Below are 24,379 nucleotides of genomic sequence, written 5' to 3'. Positions count from 1 at the left end.
GCATCTCGTTTTTCCATGCCTGAAAGGATGAATGATGCATGGGTGAAAGTCATGTATTATATTAGCGAGTTAATAATAGTAATTACATCTAGGCCTAATTCTTCAGCTCCCTGTGGATTGTACCAGAAAGCTCTCATTCCGGCGGCGTTCGCCCCTTGAATGCCGGGTAAGCTATCCTCTACCACGCAGCATGACTCAGGCAAAAAGCCCATAATATGCGCGGCATGCAAAAATAGCCAAGGCTCAGGCTTCCATGATCGAACATCATACGAACTGAAGACGTTGTTATCGAAGTATCGCCCTAGACCACTAACCTCAAGTGCTTTGTGTATCTTACTCGGAGGCCCACTTGAAGCAATACAATAGGGAACGTCGAGCCTAGTGAGGACCTCGTCAGCATTCGGCATCGGTCTTAATTCAGACTCAAATAACTCTGTAACTCTAATTCTGTAATCAGCCTCGAAATCACTGGGCAGCGGTCTGCCTATCAATCGCGAAAGTCCTTCCATTATCACGGAGAGCTTCGATCCACGAAAACGACAAACCTACTGATCGACAGTAAGGTCTAATTCAGGTATAAGATCCAGGAACGCTTGATTACAAAGCTTCTCGCTATCAACAAGTGTACCGTCTAAATCAAAAATCACCAATCCGACGTTGCTCATTTTGCTAAACAGTTAGTATTATATCAACGAATCATCCTGATAATCCTGGGGACTCATGTTAGTTGTGATGGTGAGACGGAAGTGGCTGAACATCATGTGCTTGGTTGTGTGCTTCGCGTACGCGGGTTGATAGTGGTTAAAAGTACTTTGGCATATTGGGGCGATATTGGGGCGAGGAAAGAGATAGTGGGGTGAGGTCTTTGGGGGAAGAGTCCACTTGGATAGGGATGGGCGGGATTGCTACGGTTGAGTAGTAGCTATTTGGGTTTCTGGCATTTGGATCTATCCACTAATGGACGCGAATTAACGCTAATTTTTCCTGCTATCTTCATGCCGTGAGGATTCAGCTCAAATCATCCATATTTCGACTGATTCCCAGAATTGCCGATGATTGGTCTGTTGCTGGCCAACCCATACCGCGATTGAACTGCCTGTGACTCAACTATCATCCAGCATTTTCTTTGCGCCTCTGTGCCTTGAGCGAAGTGGGCGTGAGATTATTGCTTTTTGAGCACATATTTCTTAGAAGGAATCCAGTTCTGTGGTGCCTTCTCATTTATTTTTGTTCGACCTTCGATTGTTTAGGATGTTTTCGATACTAGAGGGAATCTCTCTGGTTCATCCAAAGAATCGAGTTCTAAGTCTACATCGAGCTCATTCCAGAACAGGTGGTGCCCGTTCAACAGCTTGACGCTAAAGATCTGGTCTATCTTTGCTTCCTTAAACCACGGGAATGATTCGAAGTCTAAGAAATATTCTCTTTCCTTGGTTAAAAGCCAAAAACCATGCGGGGAGATTCCCTGAACCTGAATGTCAGGAATTGATTCCGAAGTGCCGATTCCATTCATTTCTGATTTCATTTTCTTTTTCCTTTATTTGGGTTTCGATTTCTCGGAGTTCTCTCGAATTAAAGCCTTTGCTTACAGCTTGTTCGATTGATGGCTCAATCCAGAATTTTGCCTCTCCAGAGGGAGCATAGATGTGGATATGCATCCGTGGTTCTTAACGAGAAAAGAAGAAAAATCGGTAGTTTCTGTGATAGAAGACCGTAGGACTCATTGATGGTAAAGGTAGCCACCGTTTTAAGAGGTGCAAATTCTTTTCCGTCGAACGCTGACGTGCTCTGATCGCGGCATTAGCCGACATTGTGAGCTTTGTTTTGTCCGGCGAGTCTCTCTATTTTAATAGTGATTCTATTACATACCTCTAGTCGATTTCCGCAAGGATCATCAAAGTACAAAGCATAGTAGGTTGGCGAATATTCAGGACAAAACATGGGGCCCTCAATGTTCCTGGCTCCAGCCGAAATCACCAACTATCCAAGACGATCAACATCGCTTTTTGTTTCTGCCCAGAATGCAGGGAAAGAGTCCGCTTCGATCGTTGCGACGGGCAGGCACTGGCTAGTTGGACTTTCTGGCATTTGGATCCATCCGCTAATGAACGCGAATTTCTTTTCCTCTGTCTTTCCGTGAGGGTGTTATGGCACTCGCCATCAACTTTGACTGGCAATATTTGCTATGTGCCTGTGATGCTGGATTTAGCCTCGCGCAGAGGCGCGGAGACGCAGAGATTTGTTTTTCCGAATCGTCGGTAGCTCTTGTTCCTCTGCCTTTGAGTGAAGCAGCTCCGAAATCTTGAAGATGTAGCTGACTGTGAACCTGCTTTTAAAGGCCCATGATTTCATTCTCGTGCATACTAAAAAACCTGAGCGTTTCCGAGCGTGGAGAGGAGCTGGCTTCGTGCCGGTTGACGGCGATGGGTATGCTTTGAATGCGGGGTTCAGCCTCGCGCTGAGGCGCTGAGGTTTATTCTTCTAGGCCGTTTACGGCTCTTATGATGCCGTCTTTCAATAAAGCTTCTCCAAAATTTAGAAGATAGCCTAGTTTGAGTTTGGTGAGCCTCAGTTGAGTTTGGATTTGTTTTCGGTCAGCTGCGTTTATTTGTGTCTTTGATTTAAGTTCTACGATGACTTTGTCCGATACGATCAAGTCTGCGCGAAAGCCTTCATCAAACTGGATGCCGCGAAATTGAATTGGGATCTGAACCTGCCTTTCGCATTGGATACCTTTCGAGACCAATAAATGCGCCAGTGCGACCTCATAGACGATTTCGAGTAAACCTGGACCCAGCTCTCTGTGAACCTCAATGGCAGAGCTAATGATTTCATCACCGATTTCATTCTCGTGCATATTGAAAAACCTCTGCGCCTCTGCGTCTCCGCGCGAGTTTAAAAATTGCTTCGTGGGTGTCTAAGGCGTGTGTGTTTACTTTGAGTCTTGGATTTAGTCTCGCGCAGAGACGCAGAGATTTGTTTTTCCGAACCGTCGGTATCTCTTGTTCTTCTGTCTTTTAGTGAAGCAGGTCCGAAGTCTTGAAGATCTAGCTGTGGTTTTTTGGATTAGTGCCAGTGGGCCTGGCTGGCTAGGCTGCTGCACCGAGTTGTTTGAGTAGGGTGAGTTGATCTAGGATTTCCCATTCTTTGAGGATCTTGCCGTCTTTGAATTGGCTGATGATGCAGCCTTCAATGTCGACCGATCGGTGAGTGGGTGGCATGTCGAGGAATGTGCCGAGGTGTGTGCCTGTGAAACGAATGCGGGTGACCACGGTAGAGCCGGATTCTAGTTGCTGTGTCACTGCGATATGGAGGTCGGGGAATGCCGCACGCAGAGCGATGATAAAGCCGGTGAGCTCTTCGGGACTTTCCATGGTGTCTGTCGGTGAGCTGCAGCGGTAATCGGGATGGATGGTATCTTGAATGATCGTCAGATTTCCTCGATTGAAGGCTTCGCTGATGAAGTTTTGGGCTGTTTCTTGATGGTTCATTATTGCTCGTTTGTGATTTGAAGTTTCCGAATTAAATTTGGATGAATCCAATGCCGTATGAGATGACTGCTAGGGTGCAAGCGATGGTGCGGAGGTGATTGAGCGGGACCCATTTTTTGAGGTAGATTTGCCAGAAATCTGTGCTGCATTCTGGGTCTATGGTATCGAGCTTATTGTTCAGGGGAACGTTGCCAGCGGCAGTGATAATAAAGGCTCCAAGAACATACAAAAGAGCCCCACAAAAAGTGGGGAAGGGGACGTCTCCAACTCCAATTATTTTGGCAAGGATGATTACCAGCGAAAGCAGCGCGGTTCCGATGAAAGATAGAAGGAAGATCGGATTTAAAATCACCCGATTGATTTCCTGCATGGCGCGCATGCCTGCTTGGGGTTCCAGCCGAGACAGAGCTCTCATGACGCATACTGAGAAGGCATAGAGGAGCCCTCCAATCAGTGCGGTCCCGGTGAGTGCGGCGAGGGAGATAAGTTGTATCCAGGTGCTCACGATACGACCTCCTGTGTATTCCCGGTGGGATTGCAGCGCTCGAGGTCGAAAGCTGAAGCGCCGATGACGAGGATGGATTTTCCTTTCTTAATTGATGTGTTGTGTGATGAATGACTCATGATGGCACTAAGCTAGCAGAGTGTAGGAGATCTGAACATAGCCACGATACTCAGCTACATGCGTCAGCGTCCAAAATGAATAAATTTGATGAGTTTAGTGGGCTACTAGAGGGGCCGAGAGCACGTGGTGCTTTTACGCTTCGGGGCTTGTTGGCTTCTCCATGGAGTTTGCGCATTGAGGCAGATTCGCCGTTGACGGTGATCGCGATGGTGCGGGGAGAGGCACACATCCAGCACGATAATGGGAAGTCTGTTTGGCTGGGACCCGGCGATGTAGCAATTACGCGTGCACCCGGGAGCTATACCGTCTCCGATCATCCGGACACTGAACCGACGATTTATGTTTTTCCGGGTCAAGACTGCCGTGCCCCGGATGGACGTTCGCTCTATGATGAAATGATGCTGGGGACGCGGACTTGGGGAAATGACCCTGAGGCGCACACACTCATGCTCATTGCGAGCTATGAGTCTATGACTGATGTCAGTGATCGGCTTCGAGAAGCTTTACCGCCCCTTCTTTGGGTGAAGCATGAGGAATGGCAGTCTCCGCTCATCCCAATGCTCAATGAAGAGATTGCTCGAGATGCCCCGGGCCAGGCGGCCGTTCTGGATCGTCTGTTAGACATGTTACTCATCGCCACCGTTCGCAAGTGGTTCGATCGTAATGAGTCTTCGACGCTACCCTGGTATGAGGCGAAAGGAGACCGCTTGATCGGCCGCGTTTTGAAGATGATCCATCAAGACCCCGCCCAAGCTTGTACTCTCAATACGCTTGCGTCTCGGGTGGGAGTCTCCCGATCTGCATTGGCTAGGCGGTTCCAGGATGTCGTTGGGCAATCGCCGATGGCGTTTTTAACCCAGTGGCGTTTGGCACTCGCAGCAGATTTGCTGACTGAACCAGATGAGACCCTGGATACTATAGCTGAGCGAGTCGGTTATAGCAGCGCGTTTGCACTGAGTTCTGCATTCAAGCGGGTTCGCGGGGTGAGCCCGCGAGAACATCGTATGCGTGCTCAGGCTCCCATGCATCCTTGAGTATCGGATAGGGGTCCGAAGAGGAGGTTGGGCTGGATTGCCGCAATTCAGCTTTCCGGAGCACCTACCATTTGTTCTATCCAGCCGGTGCCAATTTCAGTTCCCTTTTCTGAGTAGATCAGGCTGGCTCCTTCATAAATGGGCGGACTGAAGTCCGATGATACGGGCGTCGTCGTGGTATAGGGGCTCAAGGCTTTGATGGTGAACGTAAGATCGGCATCGATTCCAGTAGCCTCGACTTGATCAGCACGTTTCGCATAGGCAGAGAGCGCGTAGCGAGCTTGTGAATACGCTTTGACTGTGACTTCTATTTCGCTAGCCCATCGTTGCGGATCTGGAAGATCGCCAATGCTCTGAAATTGTTGGGTAAATTGAATGCGGAAGTTGTTCGGTTTCGGCGATTTGGTGGGCTCTTTAGCTGCAAGAGCCGGATTCAAGCAATCTGACTGAGTGTATGCAGAATAGAGGTCATAAGCGTTGTCGCCGAGAAGCCCGGTATAGAGGTTCATAAAACTGTTTGGGTAAGCATCCGTTTCCGTATCATAGTCCGCTATGGGTTTGGCCTTTTTCCAAAATACAGCGAAGAGGAGGGTAGATCCGGCGTATGTGCCTTCGGTTAAAATAAGAGGTAACCAGCATCCTACGTAGAGTTGTTTGCTTGCCGATGCATTTGTCGCGTGGGTTGAGATGGATTGCTGAATCCGTTTTGCGAACTCGGTTTGTTTCTGACTTGTCTGAGATGCATTGAAACCCTCTAGTATCTGAGCCGGAGGTGTATTTTTTTGGATTTCGGCTAGGGCATTTGTCACTGCTGCTAGCTTGGGCTGAGTGGGGTATTGAGGGGCTTGAAAGAGGGCCTGCCTATCCAACCAAATTTGCCCCGATGCGTCTTGTTGGTTGGTGAAGCTGTATTCTGGTTCGAAGCCCTCGAGCGCCTGAGCCGAATCGGTAGATGCAGGAGTTTGAGTTAAAGTTATAGTCCAGTTTGTCACGCGCAGGCGCGGCTGAGCATACTCGACTGAGCTATTCTTGGGAGTGGCTGGAGGATGCAGAGGATCGATTCCGACATACGAGCCCAAGCCCTCCGAGACGAGCCCGCGTTCATCAATGAGGTCGATGTCTACCGAGTAAGAATAAGGAGCTGCTTCTCCTTGTCCCGTTTCTGGATATTTCCAGAGCCACGTACTGCCTGTGCCTTTAAGAGTATAAGCGGCACCCGGTTGTCCGACCTTTCCAGTGAACATAGAAGCGGTCGGCACACTCTTGGCGGCGTCGTAGGTGACTTGAATGTTTGAGCCCGTTAGGCCTTTAACATCGATCGTGTAGGTTTGATCTTCAGCTTTCACGCTTCCTAGGCCGACTACATTCATCACTGACTGGATCATTTCTGGAAGCATGTTACCTCCGTAGGTGGATGTCGCATGGAAGTGATTGTCGGCGGTTTTGAACGAAAAATCGAAATCGACTGCTGTTAGGCCTGATTCACCGAGCGTATTGCCAGGTTCAATAAAGGTCAGCTCAAATGAATGGCTCTCTCCGGTGTTATCGCGGAGTAGGCCAACGTAAAACCACCACTGAGAGTCGACCCCTTCTATCCGCGACAAAGCGCTCGGTATGCTCAGTCCGTTGATATTCGCTGTAGGGTAGGGAACACGGAAATTGGCTGTGTTACTAGGGGGAGAACCCGGGTAAGTATTATGCTTTGCCTGGTTCTTGACAGAGATCTCGACGGCTGGGTTACACTCTGTGCACGGCTTGCCGTAAACGGTCCGGGTGCCGCCTGGCTCCACGAGAATATTGATTGCGCAATTTTCGTAGGAAGGATTGTTCCATTGGCCGCGGATGTGGTTCCATGTGTCAAAAGCTACCTGACAGTTTTTGGCGGAACAATTTTCATAGACGACATTCGTGGCTCCTGTGTGATAAAGCCGCGGGTCGGGTGCCCAGCCAAAACCAGTGCCAGTTCCGAGATATATGTCAGGGTTTGCTAGATCGTTGCGAACTGAGACATTGTAGGCATGGCAGTCGATTAACCTGATGTTCGCTCCCCATACACTAAAGCCTGTGCTCAATCGGTCCTGAGGGTTGATCGCTTTTATATTAGAGACGGTGCTATTGCTGACCTGGATGTTAGTACCGTAAATTTCTAAGCCCGTAGCTTTAGCGCCAGAATTAAATTGAGTGACACCATCTGTCACCTGATCCGCGACAAAATGGCTAACAGTTACGTTGGTGTCGATAAAGACGGACATGCCGTGGCAATCATCACAGCTTCCGATAATTTGTTTTGCTGAACAATCATCAAAGCTAAGACTATCGCACAGCGTGGGCAAAAAGCCTAAGACTGTATGTCCACCTGTTCGGATGTTTCCTCCAAAATGAGACTGGATTTGTTTGGCATGGCAGTTGGTTGTTTTGATGCCAGAACACATTGCATAACCAAAGCCATCTACTTCTCCTGCATAGTTATAGATATCACTGCTTGTGCAGTTTTCTACGGTGCCCCCGATCGTCTTTAATAGCATCAAGCCTGAGCAGCTATCTGCCGAGGTATAAAAATATTGCAACGCACACCCGGTGATAGATACGTCACTTGCCATGTTCACGCGTATGCCCGCTGGTGCAGCTCCGCGAATTTTCAGGTTGCGGTATTCTAAGCCGCTTATGCTGATTTGCTCTATGCTTAAGGATGAGACGAGTTCAGCTTGGATGCCGTAAAGCCCGACATTGGTGAGTGTCCCATTTTTGATACATACATTAGACGCACCGAATACGAATATTCCCACCAAGTGCTGGGAGCTGTCTTGGATATCTGTGTCTAGGATATGACCTCCGAAATCCAGGGTTACATTGTTAGCAACGATGGTGATGGCTGCCGCGACGTCTGAAGTAGGGGACCATTTAAGCGTTGAGGAACTTGCATTGCTGAGTGCCACGATGTAATTCCCAGGTTCATGTATGAGAATGCCTTCTGGGGGAATCTCAGTGATCTTTTTCGTTTTTTGAGATGCCGCCCTTGAGCTTTGTAGAATCTTGTGAGGCGTTGTATCTAAATCGCTTGATCGATTATAAGTATCGATTTGGTCCTGCAAGGTTCGATCGTTTTTAGGGAAAGTCTCATGCGATAAGATGTCCTCTAAGAATTCTTCAACTTTCTGCGAAATTGTTGATGCAGAGAGAGTGTCTAGTTTGTTGTTTCCCGTCTTCCCAATAGAGTTAGTCATATCTAATATCTTTTGTTTGCCAACACAAACGCTCGGTCGCACAAATTTTTCGCCTAAAGATATGTGATATTTCGCCTGACTGTATCACGATTAGACTTTGGCACTGTGAAAATCACATAGTCCTTGTTCGGGGAGTGTTGAAGATCTGGAAAGTTCTTCGGACTCATCTGCTTTTTCTATCAGTTCTCCACAAACCGTGCTCTGAAGGCGATGCCGAAGTCATCTTCTCTGTCTGACTGGCTGGCGAAGCGGACGCCGTATTCGATCTGGATATTGTTGCCGAGTCGCTGGCCTATGGAATAACTGTGCTCGGCATAGCCATTTCTTCGGACATCGTAACGTAGACGATTATTGAATGAAAAGCGCTCCGACAATTTGTAGCGGAAAATAGTGGAAAACTGTTCGATTTCGTCGTCCAGGTAGGCTGTCAGTAGGCTAAGGCTCCAGAGGTCACCTGATCGCAGGGTCAGTCGCGATGATAGGGAATCGAGTGTGGACTGGTCCGCATCGAATTTGGAGTAGATATCCAACTCGATCCAAGCGGCAGGGGAGAAAAATAGCTCGGTATAGACCGCGTTGAAGTTTTGTAGGTAACGTTGGTCTTCGAGTTGCCAGTCATAGAAAATATTGGCCCGAGCTAGGGTGCGGTTGATACCTTCTTGGGTTTGTGTGGCCCAAGTATTTCCAACGCCCAAGCGAAGGAAATGATCTGGATCGATGACATCGATACCCCGTTCATCTAAGATGTCTGTCGGGGGCTTGTGGACGTTTTGGAAGCGAAAGTCCACCGGAAGAATCTGACTGGCATCTAGCGAGTCTCCGGTGCGATATCTATATTCGATGGTGGGTATGATCAGATGTCGGATGCCATGAATGTCCCAATACTCATTCACATAGTCCCATTCGCCCGAGATGGTGGCGTTCACATCAAAACCCAACTCTCCGAGAAAACGATATTCTGTATCTCTGTTGCTACCTTCGTCGCGTGTATTGGTGTAGGCCAATCCCCGTGCGGCTGCCTTTGGGGTAAAGGTCACGCCTTCGGCAAGGGGAATGGGGTAGAGGAGGCCGTAGCCAGCATCGATGCGTCCTTGTTCGAAAGGTGCGTCGTTTGTGATCGGTGTGCGTGTGTCGAGCTGGGGGAAGAGGCCGCCGACGGGATCGGGATCCCATTTCAAATAGGCTGCTGCGACATGCGCGCGTTGTAAGGCATCTGTTGCAAAGAATGGCGTCCAGGGCAGGTCAGCCCTCATTTCTGGAAGGCGCTCGACTACATTCTGAAAATCATTGAGTCGGAAACGCGTGAATAATGACAATACCCACGGATCTTGGAACCAGGTGATATTCGCATAATTATCCGGGTCCTGGTTTTCGTTGAAAATGTCGTTCCGAAAATCGCGCAAGGCATCGGCGTCGGACTGATAGTTTACTACCGCGACAGCCTCTAAGGAATCCAGGATGCGGGTCCTATTTCTCCAAAGGATAAATCCACGATTTCGGATGTCTGGATCGGTCGATGGAGTGACTCCTGGATAGAGTTCAGAGATTTCGACGTCGCCGAGGTCGTAGATCCAACCTGTCGAGAGTTCCCCCGAGTGCTCAGCATCGCCCCATTCGCCAAAGTAATTTGCCGCCGGGCCGATTAGAATCCCGCGACTGGTATAGAGGTCCAGGTTTGCACCGATATCGACTCCGTCCCAAATTGAGGTAGTGATCGTTGTTTGTGTGTAGAGGCCGAGGCGCGATCGATAGCCGGCTGTGCCGTCGATGCTTAGGGGGCGACCCCGCACATCACTTGAAAAGGATCCTGTTCCGATGAACGGAATGGATCCGAGAGCGAATCGTGCATTACGGACACGATAGACCGAGTTTGGGAGGATCTCGAGATTCATGGCTGCCACACGCAGGGTAAAGGGTCCCGGTTCGCCATAATAGAATACGCCATCGACGACCACGATGGAGGTGCTGGATCCTTGGAGCTTATTTCCTTCTATGATGATCGGGGGGAGGCCGACTCGGAAATTCTCAGCGGTGAAAACTTCGGTCTGAATATTGTAAGATATCTCGTCCGCTAAAAGGCGAAGATTTTTGCGCGTCAGCTGAACATTCCCCTTTGCAAATGCAATACCGCGCCGGGGATCATAACGAATCTCATCAGCTCCTAAGCGTAGGTCTTTGTCGCTCAGTAAAGCATTGCCCCGAGCCATGAACTCGCCGGTGTCTGTGTTCATTGTGGGGGCTTCGTCCGATGTCAGTTCCGCATTGGACCACGCCCATTGTGCGCAAAAGGTTAAGAGGCAGCAGGTGAGGAAAACTCGTATAAGCACGATGCCATCATAGAGGCTGAGTATTTTCCACAAGCTTTAAACCTCACAGGTGATGACGCTCTAATTATTAATTTTGTAAGGGATATTCTTTTTGGAGCTTGGTGATCGAATGCACTTGAAGGGCTTTAGGTCGGTGTAATTGTCACGATTATGCCTGCTGTGACGTCTGCTTCTGGAATCTCTCCCAAGCCCATACTGCCAAATCCGGTATTAGCTGTCTTGCGCGGTGATCATCCTGAGCCGCATGCGGTTTTGGGTGTTCACCAGCATGCGACTGGCAAGGATACTTCGTTGATAGTTCGGGCCTTTGTAAAAGACTCAAATGCTGTCGAGGTCGTGGTGCTTGATGGGGGGGACGTGTTGGAGCGTGTCTCAATGAAGCAGGTGCACGCGTCGGGGTTTTACGAATTAGTTCTGTCCACTGAGATCGCCGTGTGTGACTTCAGATATCGTTTGAGTGTATCTCACGATAATTCCGTGATCCGTGAGTTCTATGATCCCTACTCATTTCTGCCCCAGATTGATGAGTCCGATCTGCAGTTGTTCAGCGATGGGCAAAACTTGAAAATTCATGACGTCTTAGGGGCTCACCTAGTGGAGGTGGACGGCATTTCGGGTGTGCGGTTTGGAGTTTGGGCACCCAACGCAGCACGTGTTTCGGTGGTGGGGAACTTTAATCAGTGGAATGGTCTTTATCATCCCATGCGGCGGATGGGCAGTTCCGGGGTTTGGGAGTTGTTTATTCCCGGTTTGCTCGAAGGGGAACAATACAAATATGAGATCAAGGGGTCCCATGGGTTTTTTCAATTGAAGGCGGACCCCTATGGCTCGTTTTTTGAATCGCCGCCGCATAATGCTTCGATCGTTTATGACCTCAAGGGCTACGCTTGGGATGATCAGGATTGGTTAGAAAAACGTGCACGGACCGACTGGAAGAAGGAGAATATAAATGTCTACGAGCTGCACTTTGGGAGTTGGCGCCGTGTGGTAGAGGATGGGGATCGTCCGTTTTCCTATCGTGAAATGGCTCCGGAACTCGTCGATTACGTCAAAGGTATGGGCTTTACCCATGTTGAGTTTATGCCGTTGGCCGAGCACCCGTTTGATGGTTCTTGGGGCTATCAGGTTACTGGTTTTTTTGCCCCGACGCATCGTTTTGGCGAGCCCAAGGATTTCATGTATTTGGTGAATTATCTCCATCAAAATGAAATTGGAGTCATTATGGACTGGGTGCCCGGACACTTCCCCAAAGATGCGTTTGCTCTAGCAGAGTTTGATGGCACGCATCTTTACGAGCACGCCGACCCAAGACAGGGACAGCATAAGGAATGGGGGACACTGGTCTTCAATTATGGCCGTAACGAGGTCTATAATTTTCTCCTCGCGAGCGCGCTATCATGGATTGAGCGTTTCCACATCGATGGACTGCGTGTGGATGCAGTAGCGTCGATGCTGTATCTCAATTATGGGCGTGAAGAAGGCGAGTGGATTCCCAATAAATGGGGAGGCCAGGAGAATGTCGAAGCGATCCGATTTATGCGCGCGACGAACGATCTCGTCCACGAGATTTACCCAGGGGTCATTACTATCGCTGAGGAGTCTACTTCTTTTACGGGAATCACACGGCCGACAAAGGAACACGGCCTCGGGTTTGATTTGAAGTGGAACATGGGATGGATGCACGACTCGCTAAAATTCATGGGTCGGGACCCCATCTACCGTGGCTTTCACCTGAATGGGCTTACGTTTGGGATGCTTTACCAATATTCTGAGAATTTCATGTTAGTCTACAGCCACGATGAAGTGGTGCATATGAAAGGGTCCATGCTGAGGAAGATGGCTGCTAGTTCTATTCCCGAGAAAGCTCAGCAACTTCGCCTCCTCTACGCGTTAATGTGGACCTGGCCTGGTAAGAATACTCTCTTTATGGGGGGCGAGTTTGGCCAATCGGGTGAGTGGCGTTATGACGCATCACTCGACTGGCATTTACTACAATATAAGGATCACGAAGGGATCAGCCAGGCTCTGCGCGATCTCAATTTTTTACTGTTAGACAACCCAGACTTCGCGGAGCGTGATAGTGATGCAGAGGCCTTCCGCTGGATAAATTGCCAAGACCAAGAGCATGCAGTACTTAGTTTTGTGCGCGACGGCAAAGGCTCGCGCCAGATGTTGGTGGTCTGCAATTTCACGCCGGTCAACCGCGATGCCTATAAGGTTGGTGTGCCGCAAGACGGTGTGTGGCTCGAGGTATTTAACAGCGATGCGGCGATCTACGGCGGCCGCAACATGGGTAATGGGGGCGTGGCTCAGTCTGTCAAATCCGAGTGCGACGGGTATGAAGATTCTTTGACGATCAAGGTCCCTGGGATGTCAGCGCTCGTCTTTATCTTAGGCTGATGTTTTCTGGAGGCTGGGTAGCGTGTGTGGGCAATGAGTGCCGGTGTATCCTAAATCGTAGGTTGGCTGAGGACGAGCAGCAGGTCTGGATCGCTATCTTTTAAGTCGATGGTCTGGAGTTGTTGCGTGTCTGCATCAAAATATGGCATGGCGGTCGCCACCATTCGGGGCAGGAAATAGCGGAGATCTCCATTGTCGTTGGTATTGGACACTTCCACATTCCAGACTTCCTGGCTGCGTTCAGTACCATCGCTCTGAGTTATTGAGGCATAAGCGCGAATGGTGAGGTATTTATCATAAACCGTCTTAGTGTAGAGCTCGTCATCCCAGCCTACGAGGGTGCGACGTCCGGGGCGAAATGCATAGACAACCTTCCGCGTCTTGCTTCCATCTGGATTGCGTACGTAGACGACACGGCGGACGTGGCGATCTGGGTAGTTGATATAAACAGGTTCCTGTCGCTCAAATACTTGGGTTTTCGGTTCACTGACATCGAAATCTAGTTCGATGATTAAATCTGGTTCAGTTCGCGGAGCGGCCGCGCGAAATCCTTCTGCAAGTAAGGCAGTCTCCATGTAGCGAGACATTTCTTTAAAAATAAGCGACTCTTCTGCCGGGGCGGCTTCCGCGGCAGCTAAAGAAAACGTGCGTGTGTTGCCGAGGGGTTGGGGGGCGTTCATCGCATTTACAATGAAACGGTTACTCGTTTCACATCCCACGAAAGCGAGGGAAACGAGGCAGGCTAGGAGTGATGCGGTGCGTGAATCCATGGTGTGCGTAGATCTGAAAGTCGGACCGAGAAGTGTCACTAGGGTTCCGTTCCGTCCAAAATAGAGCGTGGCTTGGGTTGTGTTTTTTATGAGAAGGATTGGGGCGTTCGTTGTGGATTGTGTTTTTGATTTCCGCGGTTAGACTGAATTTACTCGATGAGTTTGCTAAAAAGTTGGGAACGTAGGTGTCGATTATTGCTTTGTAGCTTACACTAATCTTTTTAAAAGCTTGATAACACCCCATGGCAATGTTCGCACCCGAATCGCACACGATAGAAACCTACGCTACCCAGCTCGCGCGTCTGAGAGAGCACATGTCAAAAACGGTCCGAGGGAAGGACCGCATTATTGATCAGGTAATTGTGTGCATGCTAGCCGGCGGTCATGTGTTGATTGAAGATCTTCCTGGCGTGGGTAAGACGACCTTGGCTTATGCCCTATCGCGGTCTCTTGAGGGGAGTTTTGGCCGCATTCAATTCACCAGCGATCTCTTGCCCTCTGATGTGCTCGGCGTGTCCATATTTAATCGGCAAAACGAGGTTTTTGAATTTCGCAAGGGTCCGATCTTCGCAAACATCGTGCTCGCCGATGAAATCAACCGCGCTACACCCAAAACGCAGTCGGCTTTGTTGGAAGTGATGGACCGGGGGCGCGTCAGTATGGATGGCCAAACGTTTGCGACACCTGCACCATTTATGGTTTTTGCCACGCAGAACCCGGTGGACTTCGAAGGTACGTTCCCGCTTCCTGAGAGCCAAATGGATCGTTTTCTGATGCGTCTGCTCATGGGCTATGCTGAGCAGGATGCCGAGCTGGAGATTTTGCGAAATCCCCAGCTGAGTTATGACAGTATTGATGCAGAGACCATTATGAGTCTCGACGAGATTGCGGCAATGCAGAGGGATTTAGAGCAGATATTTGTGGAGGAATCAGTATTGCGCTACATGCTTGCGATTGTTCAAGCGACGCGCACTGAGGCGGAATTTCGAGCAGGGATCAGTACTCGGGGGGCGATCGCGCTCAAACGGGTTACTCAAGCTTATGCTTTGCTACACGGTCGGGGATTCGTGAAGCCCTCAGATGTGCAGTCTGTGGTCAAGGAGGTGTTTGTGCACCGTCTTAGCACGCATCGTCAAAGTAGTGATACGCTGGAGGAGCGTCATCTTGTCGAGGATACACTCGGGCGCATCCTTGAGGCCATTCCCGAACCTGTTTGATGGGACGCAGTGTTGCAGAAGCTGTTGGAATTGTAACGCCGGAGAGTCCAGGGTGGCGCTCACCGGCCGGTGCTTATCAGGTCCGCAATCGGAGATGGCGTTGGCTGCGCGTATTTTCAAGTTTCATCGTCCCGCCGAAATACTATCGGATGCGTCTAACTTTTTCCGGTTGGGCGCTGTTGGTGATTGCATTGGCTATGGGAGGAGCCGCTTACAACACATCGAGCAATATTTTGTTCATGAGTTTATCCCTCATTCTCTCCAGCCTAGTTATGAGCGGCTTCCTCTCTTTTTTTAATTTCAAGAAGATCTCTTGGATGCTCGATGTGCCGAGGCATCTTCGGGTGGCTGAGCCAAGCACCGTAAGTGTGCGTGTAAAGAATGAGAAGAAATGGCTGCCGACATTTTCATTTTGGTTCCGCGTACGGCTTGGGAAGTCTGGTCGCTACAAACCGTTAACTCACGGGGGGGTTCTCTTCTCGGAGCGCATAGCGGAAATGCCTTGGCGTTTTACCCCGGAGGCGCGGGGTGAGCTTTGCCTGAACGTCTCTGGAATCGAAAGCAAGTATCCTTTTGGCTTCTTTAAGAAGACAATTGGCGTTCCGATTGCGCACAAGACGATTGTTTGGCCCGAGCGCCTGGAGTACCGGTTACTCTTGCAAGCCGGACGGCGTCCCAGAGCAGGTCAGGGACAGCGCTATAAGGTGGGCGCGGGGGATGATTTGGCGGGGCTGCGTATCTACCAAGAAGGTGACGATCTGCGTAGCATCCATTGGAAGGCGTCAGCACGCAGCGAGCAGTTTTTGGTTAAGCAGTTCGATAATGATGGCGGGCAGGGGATGCGTCTGGCATTCTCCAGTTCCAAGAAGCTTTGGAGCGATAAGGAAATGTTTGAGAATGCTGTCCGTGCAGTGGCTTCTGTTGCGGAAGACTTCTATCGGCGTGGAGAGTTGATCAGTGTGCGCATTGATGAGGATGAGCCCGTAAACATTTTCCATCCTAGAGATATGTATGCGGTGATGGACCAGCTTGCCTTGATTCAGCGAGGAAAGGCGGCGTGGCAGCAGCCTGACCTGCTCGCTGAGAATGAAATTTACCTCAAGCCGGGAGAAGGTACGGCTGTTGAATATTGGTTGAGAGATGAGTGCGTGGGGAGAACGATCCAATAACGATCTACTGCGGCTGAAATGGCTTTTGGGTGGTGTTCTGGCTTTAATAAGCCTCTGGACGGCATCCAGTCTTGGTGCGGCTACAGATCTTCAGATTTTCGTCGTTTCCGCATTGATCTTATTTGCGATGTTCAAGCCAGGTGGCTTGCCCAACATACCCGCTACGGCATGGCGTGGGTTCACTGGTTTGATGGTTCTCTTCGCAGTCGGCGACTTCGTGATAGCGGGGGCCAGTTTTCTGGAGCCACTCGTGCGCTTGGTAGTATTCATTCTTTTGATCCGTGGGTGCACTTTCCGAACGCGGCGCGAAGACCTTCAAATACTGCTGCTGTCTATGTTCCTTTTGGTGCTCACTGGCGTGCTTACCGTGAGCCTTTTGTTCGCGGGTCAAATTATCCTTTTTACGCCTGTTGCGATGCTATTTTTATTCATCACGAATCTGGCTGAAGAGGACAAAGATCGCCTCCTGAAAAAGTCGGATTGGCTGGATTTCTCATGGGTTGCGTTTGCGAGAAGATTAAGGGTGGGGCTGCGATCGCGTTTGGCGTTTGCGGGTCTGATGACATTTTTCGCTCTGTTTGCGATTGCTGGGGTGATCTTCGTCCTAATTCCCCGTTTTCAGCTCGATCAGAATATCCCGTTTCTTCAAGTCCAGGCTCAGGCAAGGTCTGGATTTACCGAAACGATCGAATTTGGCGAAGTAACCGAAATCACCGAAGATAATTCCGTTGCCCTACGCATTGATGCCCCTTCGCGGGAGGCCATTCCCGATAATCCCTATTGGCGGATGCTGGTTGCGGATTATTACGATGACGGGCGATTCATTGCTTCGCAGTCGATGCGACAGAAAGACTACGAAGCTGGGACGCGCCAGCCGGATGTAGAGTATTTCCCGCAGTTTACAGGATTAGTGCCCGAAGACTCACCGCGGGTAAGCTCGGGTGCCTGGACTTTCTACATGGAGGGCAACGTAAGTAGGTATTTGCCGCACTTAGGGCCGTTTCTCAGTGTGCGCTTTCCCAAACGTCATCAGTTGGTCGAAAATACTGCTGGATTCAGTTATCGGGTAGATCAGGTGAGCGCTAGTGTTTTCTCCTACCAGATTGAATCGATGGTAAATGCACGCGAGCACTTGGCACATCCGATTGATCTTGTTCTTTTGCCGACCTCTGCTCCCATCATCGACCGACCTAAGAGCGATATTATGCAAGCGGTCGAGTATCCCTTAACACAGCTGAGCATTCCCTTATTTCCGACGGACTATGAAATCCTTCAGCGATTTGTGTCGGAAATCAATAATGGTCAAAGTCTTGGGACTATCGAGTTCGTGGAGTCTGCCATTCGCTGGTTACAACGTAATCACGGGTATAGCCTGAAGCCTGTTTATGAAACAGAGATTGGAGACCCTTTGATCCGTTGGATGGAGTCGAAATCTGGGGGGCACTGTGAGTTATTTGCCGGTGCACTGGTATTACTCTGCCGCGCCGAAGGTATTCCGGCCCGGGTTGCAGTAGGTTTTAGCGGTGGGTCGTGGAATCCAGTGGAGGAATATTTTATTATCAGGAATCGCAATGCCCATGCCTGGGTGGAGATTTTTCTTGAAGACCGTTGGCAACGATGGGATCCCACTCCGGGTGCTGTGAACTCGCTCGATCTTCCACAGGGACAAATGCTCAATATCGATCAGATGGAAGCCGGTTGGGAGGCTTGGGTGGACAGTATGCGTATTGCATGGTATCGGCGCATCGTGAATTTCGACCAAGCTAGTCAAGAGGCATTGGTTGAAGTCTTTACCGATGCTATTAAGACTACGATCCAAACCATCAAAGAGGACTTCACTAGTTTTATAGAGTCGCAGATTGAAAATTGGGTCACTCTCTGGGAGCAAAATCTCTGGCTTAGAGTTTTGATGGTCACCGCTCTGGTTTTCCTTATCGGGATAATGATGCTGAAGCGTTGGATGATAGATCTGCTAAGGTTGACTGCACTCCGTCGGTGGATGCGTTCAGGCACTGATGAGGAGGCTGTGTGGCGTCGACGAGCGGGACGTGTGCGTATCAGATTTATGGGATTTCAGAAAGACCATGGAACCGATGAGGTCGGTGCCGAGCTGCTTAACAAACTCGATGCACTTCGCTTCAGTCGCGCCCCTTCAGCCTTGAGCCCAGAGAGGACGCTCGCTGATGCCCAGAAATGGATGCTTGATCGCAAACGTGCTGTGAAAACCGACGCTTAGCGCCGCTTAGGTAACCGTGAATTAATCCGCGATTGTCTCGAGAAAGGATAACAAATCTTCCCGGCAAGGCGAATGCGGCTGAATCGCCAATGCGTGTTCTATGGCATCCTTGGCTTCTTCAGCTCGACCCAGTTGTAAGGCACTCATAGCCATTCCATGCCAAGCACCGAAATGGAGAGGGTCGATAGAAACCACCTTCTTGTTCATGCGGTAGCAGCCATCTAATTTTCCACAAAAATAAAGCACGGTAGCTGCCTTGTACATAGGCTCTGCCCAATCGGTATATGTATGCATGAGGCCTTGAAAGACTTCCAGTGCATCGCTGGCTTTGCCGGAAGCCAAATAACGCATACCCCGTTCAATCTGCTTTTGAATCTCTTCTCCGTGTGCTGAATGCCAAATCTCCCAGATGCCCCCCTCGGCTAAAGCTGCCGCTTTGGCTGAGGGGGATTTCATAATTTCGTAAAGCACCGCGATTTCTCGGAACTGGACGAGGCTGCAAATCGCTCTCTTCGATTTCTCATCGTCGCTTGCCAATACTGCTTTGACCAACTCCACACGATCAGCATCTGTGAGCACTTCGCTGCTCTCCGCTTCTTCGTCTTCGTTGCTCAAAAAAAACCCCATAGCGATAAGAATGTCTCAGAGTCGCGCAAATTCAAGCCGCCAATAGACGTCATGACGATGCTTTTCTTAGTTTTTTTAGTAACTGTTTAAGTACGGGGCGGATTTGGAAGGCTAGCTGAGGGTTTGCATAGGGCTGCTATCGCCCTCCACCTCATCGCCCACAGCTCAGGCGGCATCCTACGCCAAAAACGTCGCAAACATCCCCCACAACCCGACCCTCAGCAACTGACACTTCTGTAGAAAAGAAAGGCCCGATGGATAAAACCCATTGAAGTGCTCAATCGCCTCGCTCGTGAAGATCGCAGCGATCCCGAGTTCATCTACAGCCTGACTACGTAAAACTGGAAACCGTCTGCTACTTGATGAGGTGCTCTAAGGGACGCTTACCTTAGCACCTTCGGTTTCAAAAATGAATGATCGATAATTTCCACGATTGATCAGCTGGTAAATCGCTCCTGGAAATTCGGTACGAATCTTTCTTGCCATGCTATGAGGGAAAGAACGGAATTCATAAAATCAAGAATTCTTAGAATGACCCCTTTTGCGCCGGACCTAATCCAAAGTCGCTCAACGCGCGCTGGAGGCGTCGCGTATGGCCTTTATCGCCAATTCCGAGGGCTTGGGGCAGAATCCGAATGTAAGAACGTTGAGGACTGCGCAGTAGGCGTTCGACGGTGTGGACCTCACCGAAACTACTGTAGTAAATTAGCGTTTTTTTTCGCGCTGTTGGATGCCATTGTGTTGGCTGCGTAAATCCCGTAGCTGCTGGTGTTCTACTGCTTCACCAAAAGAACTGAGTGTCTGCTGCCCGAGCTTGTTAATCCTGGCAACGAGTTCGTCTTCGACAGCCTCAATCCGGGTGCTTTGCCCCTGCCTGGGCTGACTGAGTTCGACCACTTCTTTGACCCGATCGAATAGTAGCGGATCCGCTTTGAGAACAGAAAGGAGGGCGTTGAGCTCCGATTGTTCGACTTGTTTTGGAGAGGATTTTTTATCAGCCATCCCAAGCCTATTTCATATTAGTAAACGCTTGTGCACCTTAAAGTGGTGTTTCTACAAAAAAAACTCCCCGTTCCTTCAATTGCACCCCCCACATAACACTGCACCCTCAATAGGCTTGAGGTAATCGCCTCTGAAGATCACCGATACGTTCCGTCCGATCTTTGATATGTTTATCAACAAAACAGGACGACCCGATCACAACGATCTACATAACCTATTGAAGAGGCTGCCCCGTGACTCACTCATGTTTATTGAGAACACGCAGTCGTTTGTGAAAAATCGTATCAGATCTTTACATTCGCCTTCAACCGTCGTGACGACACCCAGATAAACGCAAGAATACCTGCAAATGTTGCAAATACTGACGGCTCAGGAATTGCAGCAATTTCTAGAGACAAACCATTCTCAATCGTGCCTTGCCTGAAAAATCTCACCGCGTCTGCCGTGCTGTTGCCGTCATTCGATGATATGCCTGAAGTGAATAAAAATCCGATATAATCTGCATCATTATTACTAGCAGCTTTAACGATCGATGTAGTGTCCCAAACTGCGGTTCCCCCAGTCAACCCTTGCGAAAAACTGCTCACGGTTCCAGCGGATGTTCCCGCGAGTGCCAGGGATCTTTGACTTGGACCAGTCGCATCACCGATAACAGATTCGTACCCGTAAGCAGTAATTCCGGAAACACCAGCCCCGAGGACCTCGCTGTAGTCAAGCTCAAGTGTAATCGAAGCAGCTTGTTCTATTTCCGAACACAATCCTTCAATATCAAAAATTGCAATGGTTTCAAAAAAACGATTACTATTTGACCCTGAGTCTCCCACTAAGAGAGAGTGGTTAGAGGTATTGTCTACTTCAACATTTCCGTCATTGGATAAATTGAGTCGATTTACCGAGTCGAAAATAACCGAAGTTTGGGCAACTACGGCTCCGCCTGAGGTAAGAGCTGCTACAATGAGTAAGATTTTAAGTTTCATTGTTGAGTTTATGAAATATTAAGAATCGTATTCCAACGCAGGTGATGTGTTAATCGTAACTCAAATGCGTGAAAAAAGTAGAAATGCGCGACGAAAAGAAGTTGCGGCTGTAACGATGCAGGACATCGCGAAACATCTAGGATTGTCTACCATGACAGTTTCGCGAGCATTACGAGGAACGGGACGCGTCAGTGCAGAGACTGTAACGAAAGTAAAGGATACAGCTGAGACATTAGGCTATCGCCCGAATCCTTTGGTGCAAACCCTCATGTCCAACGTTCGCAAAGGTAAGGCCACAAAGGACGTAAACCTCGCTTGGATTACCACCCATTCACGCACGAGCCAAAATATATCTGTGAGTCGCATAGAAAATGGCAGTCGCGATAGGGCGCATGCGCTGGGATACAATTTGGACCGAATTGAATTGCGCGATTTGGGCCCAGATTCAAAAGCCGCATCTCGTATTCTCTACGCTCGTGGTATCAGAGGCGCAATCATCGGCCCGCTCAAACAATCTATGAAAATCAAGCACCTCCCTTGGGATCAGTTAGCTGTTGTCGGAATTGGGCGCTCGTTGACTGAACCCCACTTGCACCATACGATGATTCACACTTATCACTCAATGGAGCGGTGTCTCGAAGAGCTCCAAACACGCGGTTATCAAAAGATTGCTTACTTGAGTCGGTCTGACATGGAGACGCGCGTTGACCATGCATCGACCTACATTTTCGATTCTTATTGTCTCAAGCACGGGCTATGTCCTCTGAGTGCGAAACAGCATGTCGAGACATGGAAGCTTGATGATTACGCAACTTGGAGTGAGAAGTGCAAACCCGATGCCATCATCACAAGCCTTGGAAGCATGATTCGACCCCTACTCGACGCAAATCTACCAATTGGTCCAAACGGCATAGGTTTCGCTTCTTTGAGTATAGCCAAACACCAGGAAGACTTATCTGGCTTTTTACTTCCATTTGAGGCCCTGGGGGCTTCAGCCGTAGATATGGTGGTGACCCAATTGCATTGTAACGACTTTGGTATCCCCCAGCGGCCTCGATCTATCATGCATGAGGCCGATTGGAATGAGGGAAAAACTCTGCGCAAATTTACCAGGCAAAATACGACCTCTTCTGCGCGCAAATAAATAAGACAGTCACGATTTGATTTGACAGTTATGGAGGCCCATAACTTGACACTCTCCTCAATCCAAACCGGTCAAAAAACCGCCCCGAAGACATCGTAACGCCCCTGGCCCAAGCCCACCACATCCTACACCGCCAAAAACGTCGCAAACATCCCCCACAACCCGACCCTCAGCAACTGACCCTTCTATAAAAAGAAAGGCCCGATGAATAAAACTCATCGGGCCTTTTTCATCGTAACACTACGACAAAAATGAGCACAAAATACGACCTCAATCCGGCAAAACCGCCCAAAACCCTACGACAACAATTTGAGCGAAAGTACGATGTCAAAAAAAGTGGTAAAATTTTAGGTTCTCAGCTAAAAATTCAAAATATTCTTTAATGCAGGAAATAACTTCTCTTGGTGTTCGCTTAAGGTTTTGGATGTACCGCTGGCTTTTATAGTTACCTCCTTCGCTTCTTGAATGCTCATTTCATACACGGATCTTAGCATTCTAATCTGAGTAAATAGGTCTAAGCCAATCTTTTTAGAGTAGAGATATGCCATTTCAGCAGATACATTTGCTGCTTTCATTATTTCAAATTCTGAAAAATCCTCGCTCATAATTTTCGTCCTTCGATACTATAGATCTATAATCTTATAAAAGACTTCTTGGTTTCCACCACCAAGCACATCTGGAACAGGTACAGTTTTTATTTGAAAACCTTGCCTCTTTAAAAATTCCGCTACTTTTGGATTAGCAACTGAACCTCCTTGAAGCTCAATACTTGATGCTCCCAGTCGGCGACCAAGATTAAGAGACTGATTACGGAATTGTAAAAGGGCTCGCGTTGCTGCAGCAGAATCTGGATTACTTATTGAGAACAGCTGAGACACAAGCCTTCTATTGTTGAATTGGGCAAAGCCAAATACCGGATCACCTCCTCTTGTTGCGAATTGAAATGGAACCACATCGCCGTTGAGAAATGCCCTACGTCCGACTCGATCAACACCAAGATTCCTTAGTGCTCTTGCCTGGTTTAAAAGACTTGCCCTGCTAATACTTGCATTTGCAAGACGCCCTATGCCAATCGGCAAGAGTTGAGCCGCACTACCCCCACCAATAACTTTGTTTAAGTCTTGGTTATAAATTCCGGCACCATCCTGAACAAACAGATCTTGGCTCCAATCAGGTGAAGGAACAAATTCTACGGGTGAGAGCCCTCGAATACTGCGTGCTTTACCTTGCCAGCTACTGTTTAGGAGAGCATTCAATAATCCTGCACTAATGTCTTGTAGACCATTAAGAATATCTGCAATGCCTTGAGCCGGACCGCGTGCTAGGGCACCAGCATAGGCCCCAAAATTCGAACTACCTGCAGGCGATGCGCCGAGATTGGAGACTGGGGCTTCTACTCTAGCCGGAGAGGGGGTTGATATGGGGGCAGGTTCAGGTGCTGGCTCGGGCTCGGGAGTTGGGGTTGGAGCTGGAGCAGCCGGAGGATCTCCCAATTCGCAGTCGAGCATGTGTGCAAACTGCCTCCATACGCTCAGGGGCATAGGTTCGCCTCCACACCACACGGTATCGCCCGATCCTGATCCGCCTCCGCCGGAACCGCCACCTCCGCCAAAGTCAATTCCGGGATTTAAGCCACCGCCAGATCCACCCGCGCCCCCACCGCCGCCGGAACCACCATTGGATCCGTCAAACGGATTCCCGGGAGATATGAGATCTGCAGCACTCAGCCCCAGCACATCAATATTGTTCACCGGGTCATTCCCGAAGGCAGCATAGAGATTATTACCGCCCTGTTCTTGGATGAGGTCTTTATTTAGGAATCTACCGTGTTCGGGGTCGTAGAAGCGGTAGCCGTAGTAGATGAGGTCGATTTCGCGGAAGGTGTAGCGGGTGCTGTAGCCGATGGGGTTGGTCTCGGCGTAGGGGCCGGTGGCGCGGATGCGGTTGCCGTAGGGGTCGTATTCGTATTCGGCGGCGGTGTTGCCGGTGGCGGCGTCGACCATGGCGTAGATGTGGCCCATGGCGTCGTAGGCGGGGAGATAGGTTTTGTGAGTGCCGTTGAGTTCGACGATGCCGTGGAGGCCGCGGGTGCCGCCGGCTCCGCTGAGGGTGTCGGAGAGATCGAGGCCCCAGGTG

At 49.6% G+C, this 24,379-nt stretch carries 17 protein-coding genes and 3 pseudogenes; 6 read left to right on the top strand and 14 right to left on the bottom strand.

The window, feature by feature from the left end; genetic code table 11:
* Nucleotides 1-56: 56 nt before the first annotated feature.
* The 6 genes and pseudogenes from HRU10_12470 to HRU10_12445 all read right to left on the bottom strand — a co-directional run bounded on the left by HRU10_12470 (nt 57) and on the right by HRU10_12445 (nt 3,996).
* Nucleotides 57-665, bottom strand: a pseudogene (locus HRU10_12470) (HAD family hydrolase).
* Between the two features lie 581 nt (nt 666-1,246).
* On the bottom strand, nt 1,247-1,525 hold the full coding sequence (locus HRU10_12465) for a DUF2442 domain-containing protein (protein NRA28047.1): 279 nt from the start codon (nt 1,523-1,525) through the stop codon (nt 1,247-1,249).
* Nucleotides 1,479-1,724 (bottom strand): annotated as a pseudogene (locus tag HRU10_12460) (DUF4160 domain-containing protein). Before HRU10_12460 ends, HRU10_12465 begins: the two are co-directional and overlap by 47 nt.
* Before the next feature lie 749 nt (nt 1,725-2,473).
* A complete protein-coding gene (locus HRU10_12455) occupies nt 2,474-2,857 on the bottom strand; it encodes a GxxExxY protein (GenBank protein ID NRA28046.1) in 384 nt (127 codons plus the stop codon).
* A gap of 232 nt (nt 2,858-3,089) precedes the next feature.
* On the bottom strand, nt 3,090-3,491 hold the full coding sequence (locus HRU10_12450) for an ester cyclase (GenBank protein NRA28045.1): 402 nt from the start codon (nt 3,489-3,491) through the stop codon (nt 3,090-3,092).
* Nucleotides 3,492-3,522: 31 nt separating this feature from the next.
* Nucleotides 3,523-3,996, bottom strand: a complete 474-nt coding sequence (locus HRU10_12445; GenBank protein ID NRA28044.1) for a DUF1772 domain-containing protein — start codon at nt 3,994-3,996, stop codon at nt 3,523-3,525.
* Nucleotides 3,997-4,190: 194 nt separating this feature from the next.
* On the opposite strand from HRU10_12445, the gene HRU10_12440 reads away from it, so the two are divergent.
* Complete coding sequence (locus HRU10_12440; protein NRA28043.1) at nt 4,191-5,150, top strand: AraC family transcriptional regulator; 960 nt, start codon at nt 4,191-4,193, stop codon at nt 5,148-5,150.
* Between the two features lie 47 nt (nt 5,151-5,197).
* On the opposite strand, the gene HRU10_12435 is transcribed toward HRU10_12440, so the two are convergent.
* Complete coding sequence (locus HRU10_12435; GenBank protein ID NRA28042.1) at nt 5,198-8,374, bottom strand: right-handed parallel beta-helix repeat-containing protein; 3,177 nt, start codon at nt 8,372-8,374, stop codon at nt 5,198-5,200.
* Between the two features lie 179 nt (nt 8,375-8,553).
* A complete protein-coding gene (locus HRU10_12430) occupies nt 8,554-10,605 on the bottom strand; it encodes an LPS-assembly protein LptD (protein ID NRA28041.1) in 2,052 nt (683 codons plus the stop codon).
* Between the two features lie 246 nt (nt 10,606-10,851).
* Here HRU10_12430 and glgB point away from each other — a divergent pair, with 246 nt between their 5' ends.
* Nucleotides 10,852-13,101, top strand: a complete 2,250-nt coding sequence (gene glgB, locus HRU10_12425; protein NRA28040.1) for a 1,4-alpha-glucan branching protein GlgB — start codon at nt 10,852-10,854, stop codon at nt 13,099-13,101.
* Nucleotides 13,102-13,151: 50 nt separating this feature from the next.
* Here the strand turns inward: glgB and HRU10_12420 are convergent, their stop codons facing one another.
* On the bottom strand, nt 13,152-13,871 hold the full coding sequence (locus HRU10_12420; GenBank protein NRA28039.1) for a hypothetical protein: 720 nt from the start codon (nt 13,869-13,871) through the stop codon (nt 13,152-13,154).
* 248 nt (nt 13,872-14,119) lie between these two features.
* Between HRU10_12420 and HRU10_12415 the strand changes: the two genes are divergently transcribed.
* Genes HRU10_12415 through HRU10_12405 form a run of 3 tightly spaced genes read left to right on the top strand, consistent with a single transcriptional unit; the run spans nt 14,120 to nt 18,493 of the window.
* On the top strand, nt 14,120-15,088 hold the full coding sequence (locus tag HRU10_12415) for an AAA family ATPase (GenBank protein NRA28038.1): 969 nt from the start codon (nt 14,120-14,122) through the stop codon (nt 15,086-15,088).
* Nucleotides 15,088-16,257: a DUF58 domain-containing protein gene (locus tag HRU10_12410; GenBank protein ID NRA28037.1), complete on the top strand. Its 1,170-nt coding sequence runs from the start codon at nt 15,088-15,090 to the stop codon at nt 16,255-16,257. The genes HRU10_12415 and HRU10_12410 overlap by 1 nt, the downstream gene beginning before the upstream one ends.
* Nucleotides 16,229-18,493 (top strand): DUF3488 domain-containing protein, encoded by a 2,265-nt coding sequence (locus HRU10_12405; GenBank protein ID NRA28036.1) that lies wholly within the window; start codon nt 16,229-16,231, stop codon nt 18,491-18,493. Before HRU10_12410 ends, HRU10_12405 begins: the two co-directional genes overlap by 29 nt.
* 21 nt (nt 18,494-18,514) lie before the next feature.
* On the opposite strand, the gene HRU10_12400 is transcribed toward HRU10_12405, so the two are convergent.
* From HRU10_12400 to HRU10_12390, 3 genes are all read right to left on the bottom strand, one after another.
* Nucleotides 18,515-19,120, bottom strand: a complete 606-nt coding sequence (locus HRU10_12400; GenBank protein NRA28035.1) for a hypothetical protein — start codon at nt 19,118-19,120, stop codon at nt 18,515-18,517.
* 705 nt (nt 19,121-19,825) lie between these two features.
* Nucleotides 19,826-20,122, bottom strand: coding sequence for a hypothetical protein (locus HRU10_12395; GenBank protein NRA28034.1), 297 nt, complete (start codon nt 20,120-20,122; stop codon nt 19,826-19,828).
* 284 nt (nt 20,123-20,406) lie between these two features.
* Nucleotides 20,407-21,099, bottom strand: coding sequence for a hypothetical protein (locus HRU10_12390; GenBank protein ID NRA28033.1), 693 nt, complete (start codon nt 21,097-21,099; stop codon nt 20,407-20,409).
* Nucleotides 21,100-21,250: 151 nt separating this feature from the next.
* Here HRU10_12390 and HRU10_12385 point away from each other — a divergent pair, with 151 nt between their 5' ends.
* Nucleotides 21,251-22,243: a LacI family DNA-binding transcriptional regulator gene (locus tag HRU10_12385; GenBank protein NRA28032.1), complete on the top strand. Its 993-nt coding sequence runs from the start codon at nt 21,251-21,253 to the stop codon at nt 22,241-22,243.
* 359 nt (nt 22,244-22,602) lie between these two features.
* Here HRU10_12385 and HRU10_12380 read toward each other — a convergent pair whose 3' ends face one another.
* Both HRU10_12380 and HRU10_12375 read right to left on the bottom strand, forming a co-directional pair.
* On the bottom strand, nt 22,603-22,848 hold the full coding sequence (locus HRU10_12380; GenBank protein NRA28031.1) for a hypothetical protein: 246 nt from the start codon (nt 22,846-22,848) through the stop codon (nt 22,603-22,605).
* 1,164 nt (nt 22,849-24,012) lie between these two features.
* Nucleotides 24,013-24,379: pseudogene (locus HRU10_12375) on the bottom strand (RHS repeat protein).

This window comes from Opitutales bacterium, from assembly GCA_013215165.1.
In the GTDB taxonomy this organism is placed as follows: domain Bacteria; phylum Verrucomicrobiota; class Verrucomicrobiia; order Opitutales; family JABSRG01; genus JABSRG01.
This window is presented reverse-complemented; position numbering and strand designations above follow the sequence as displayed.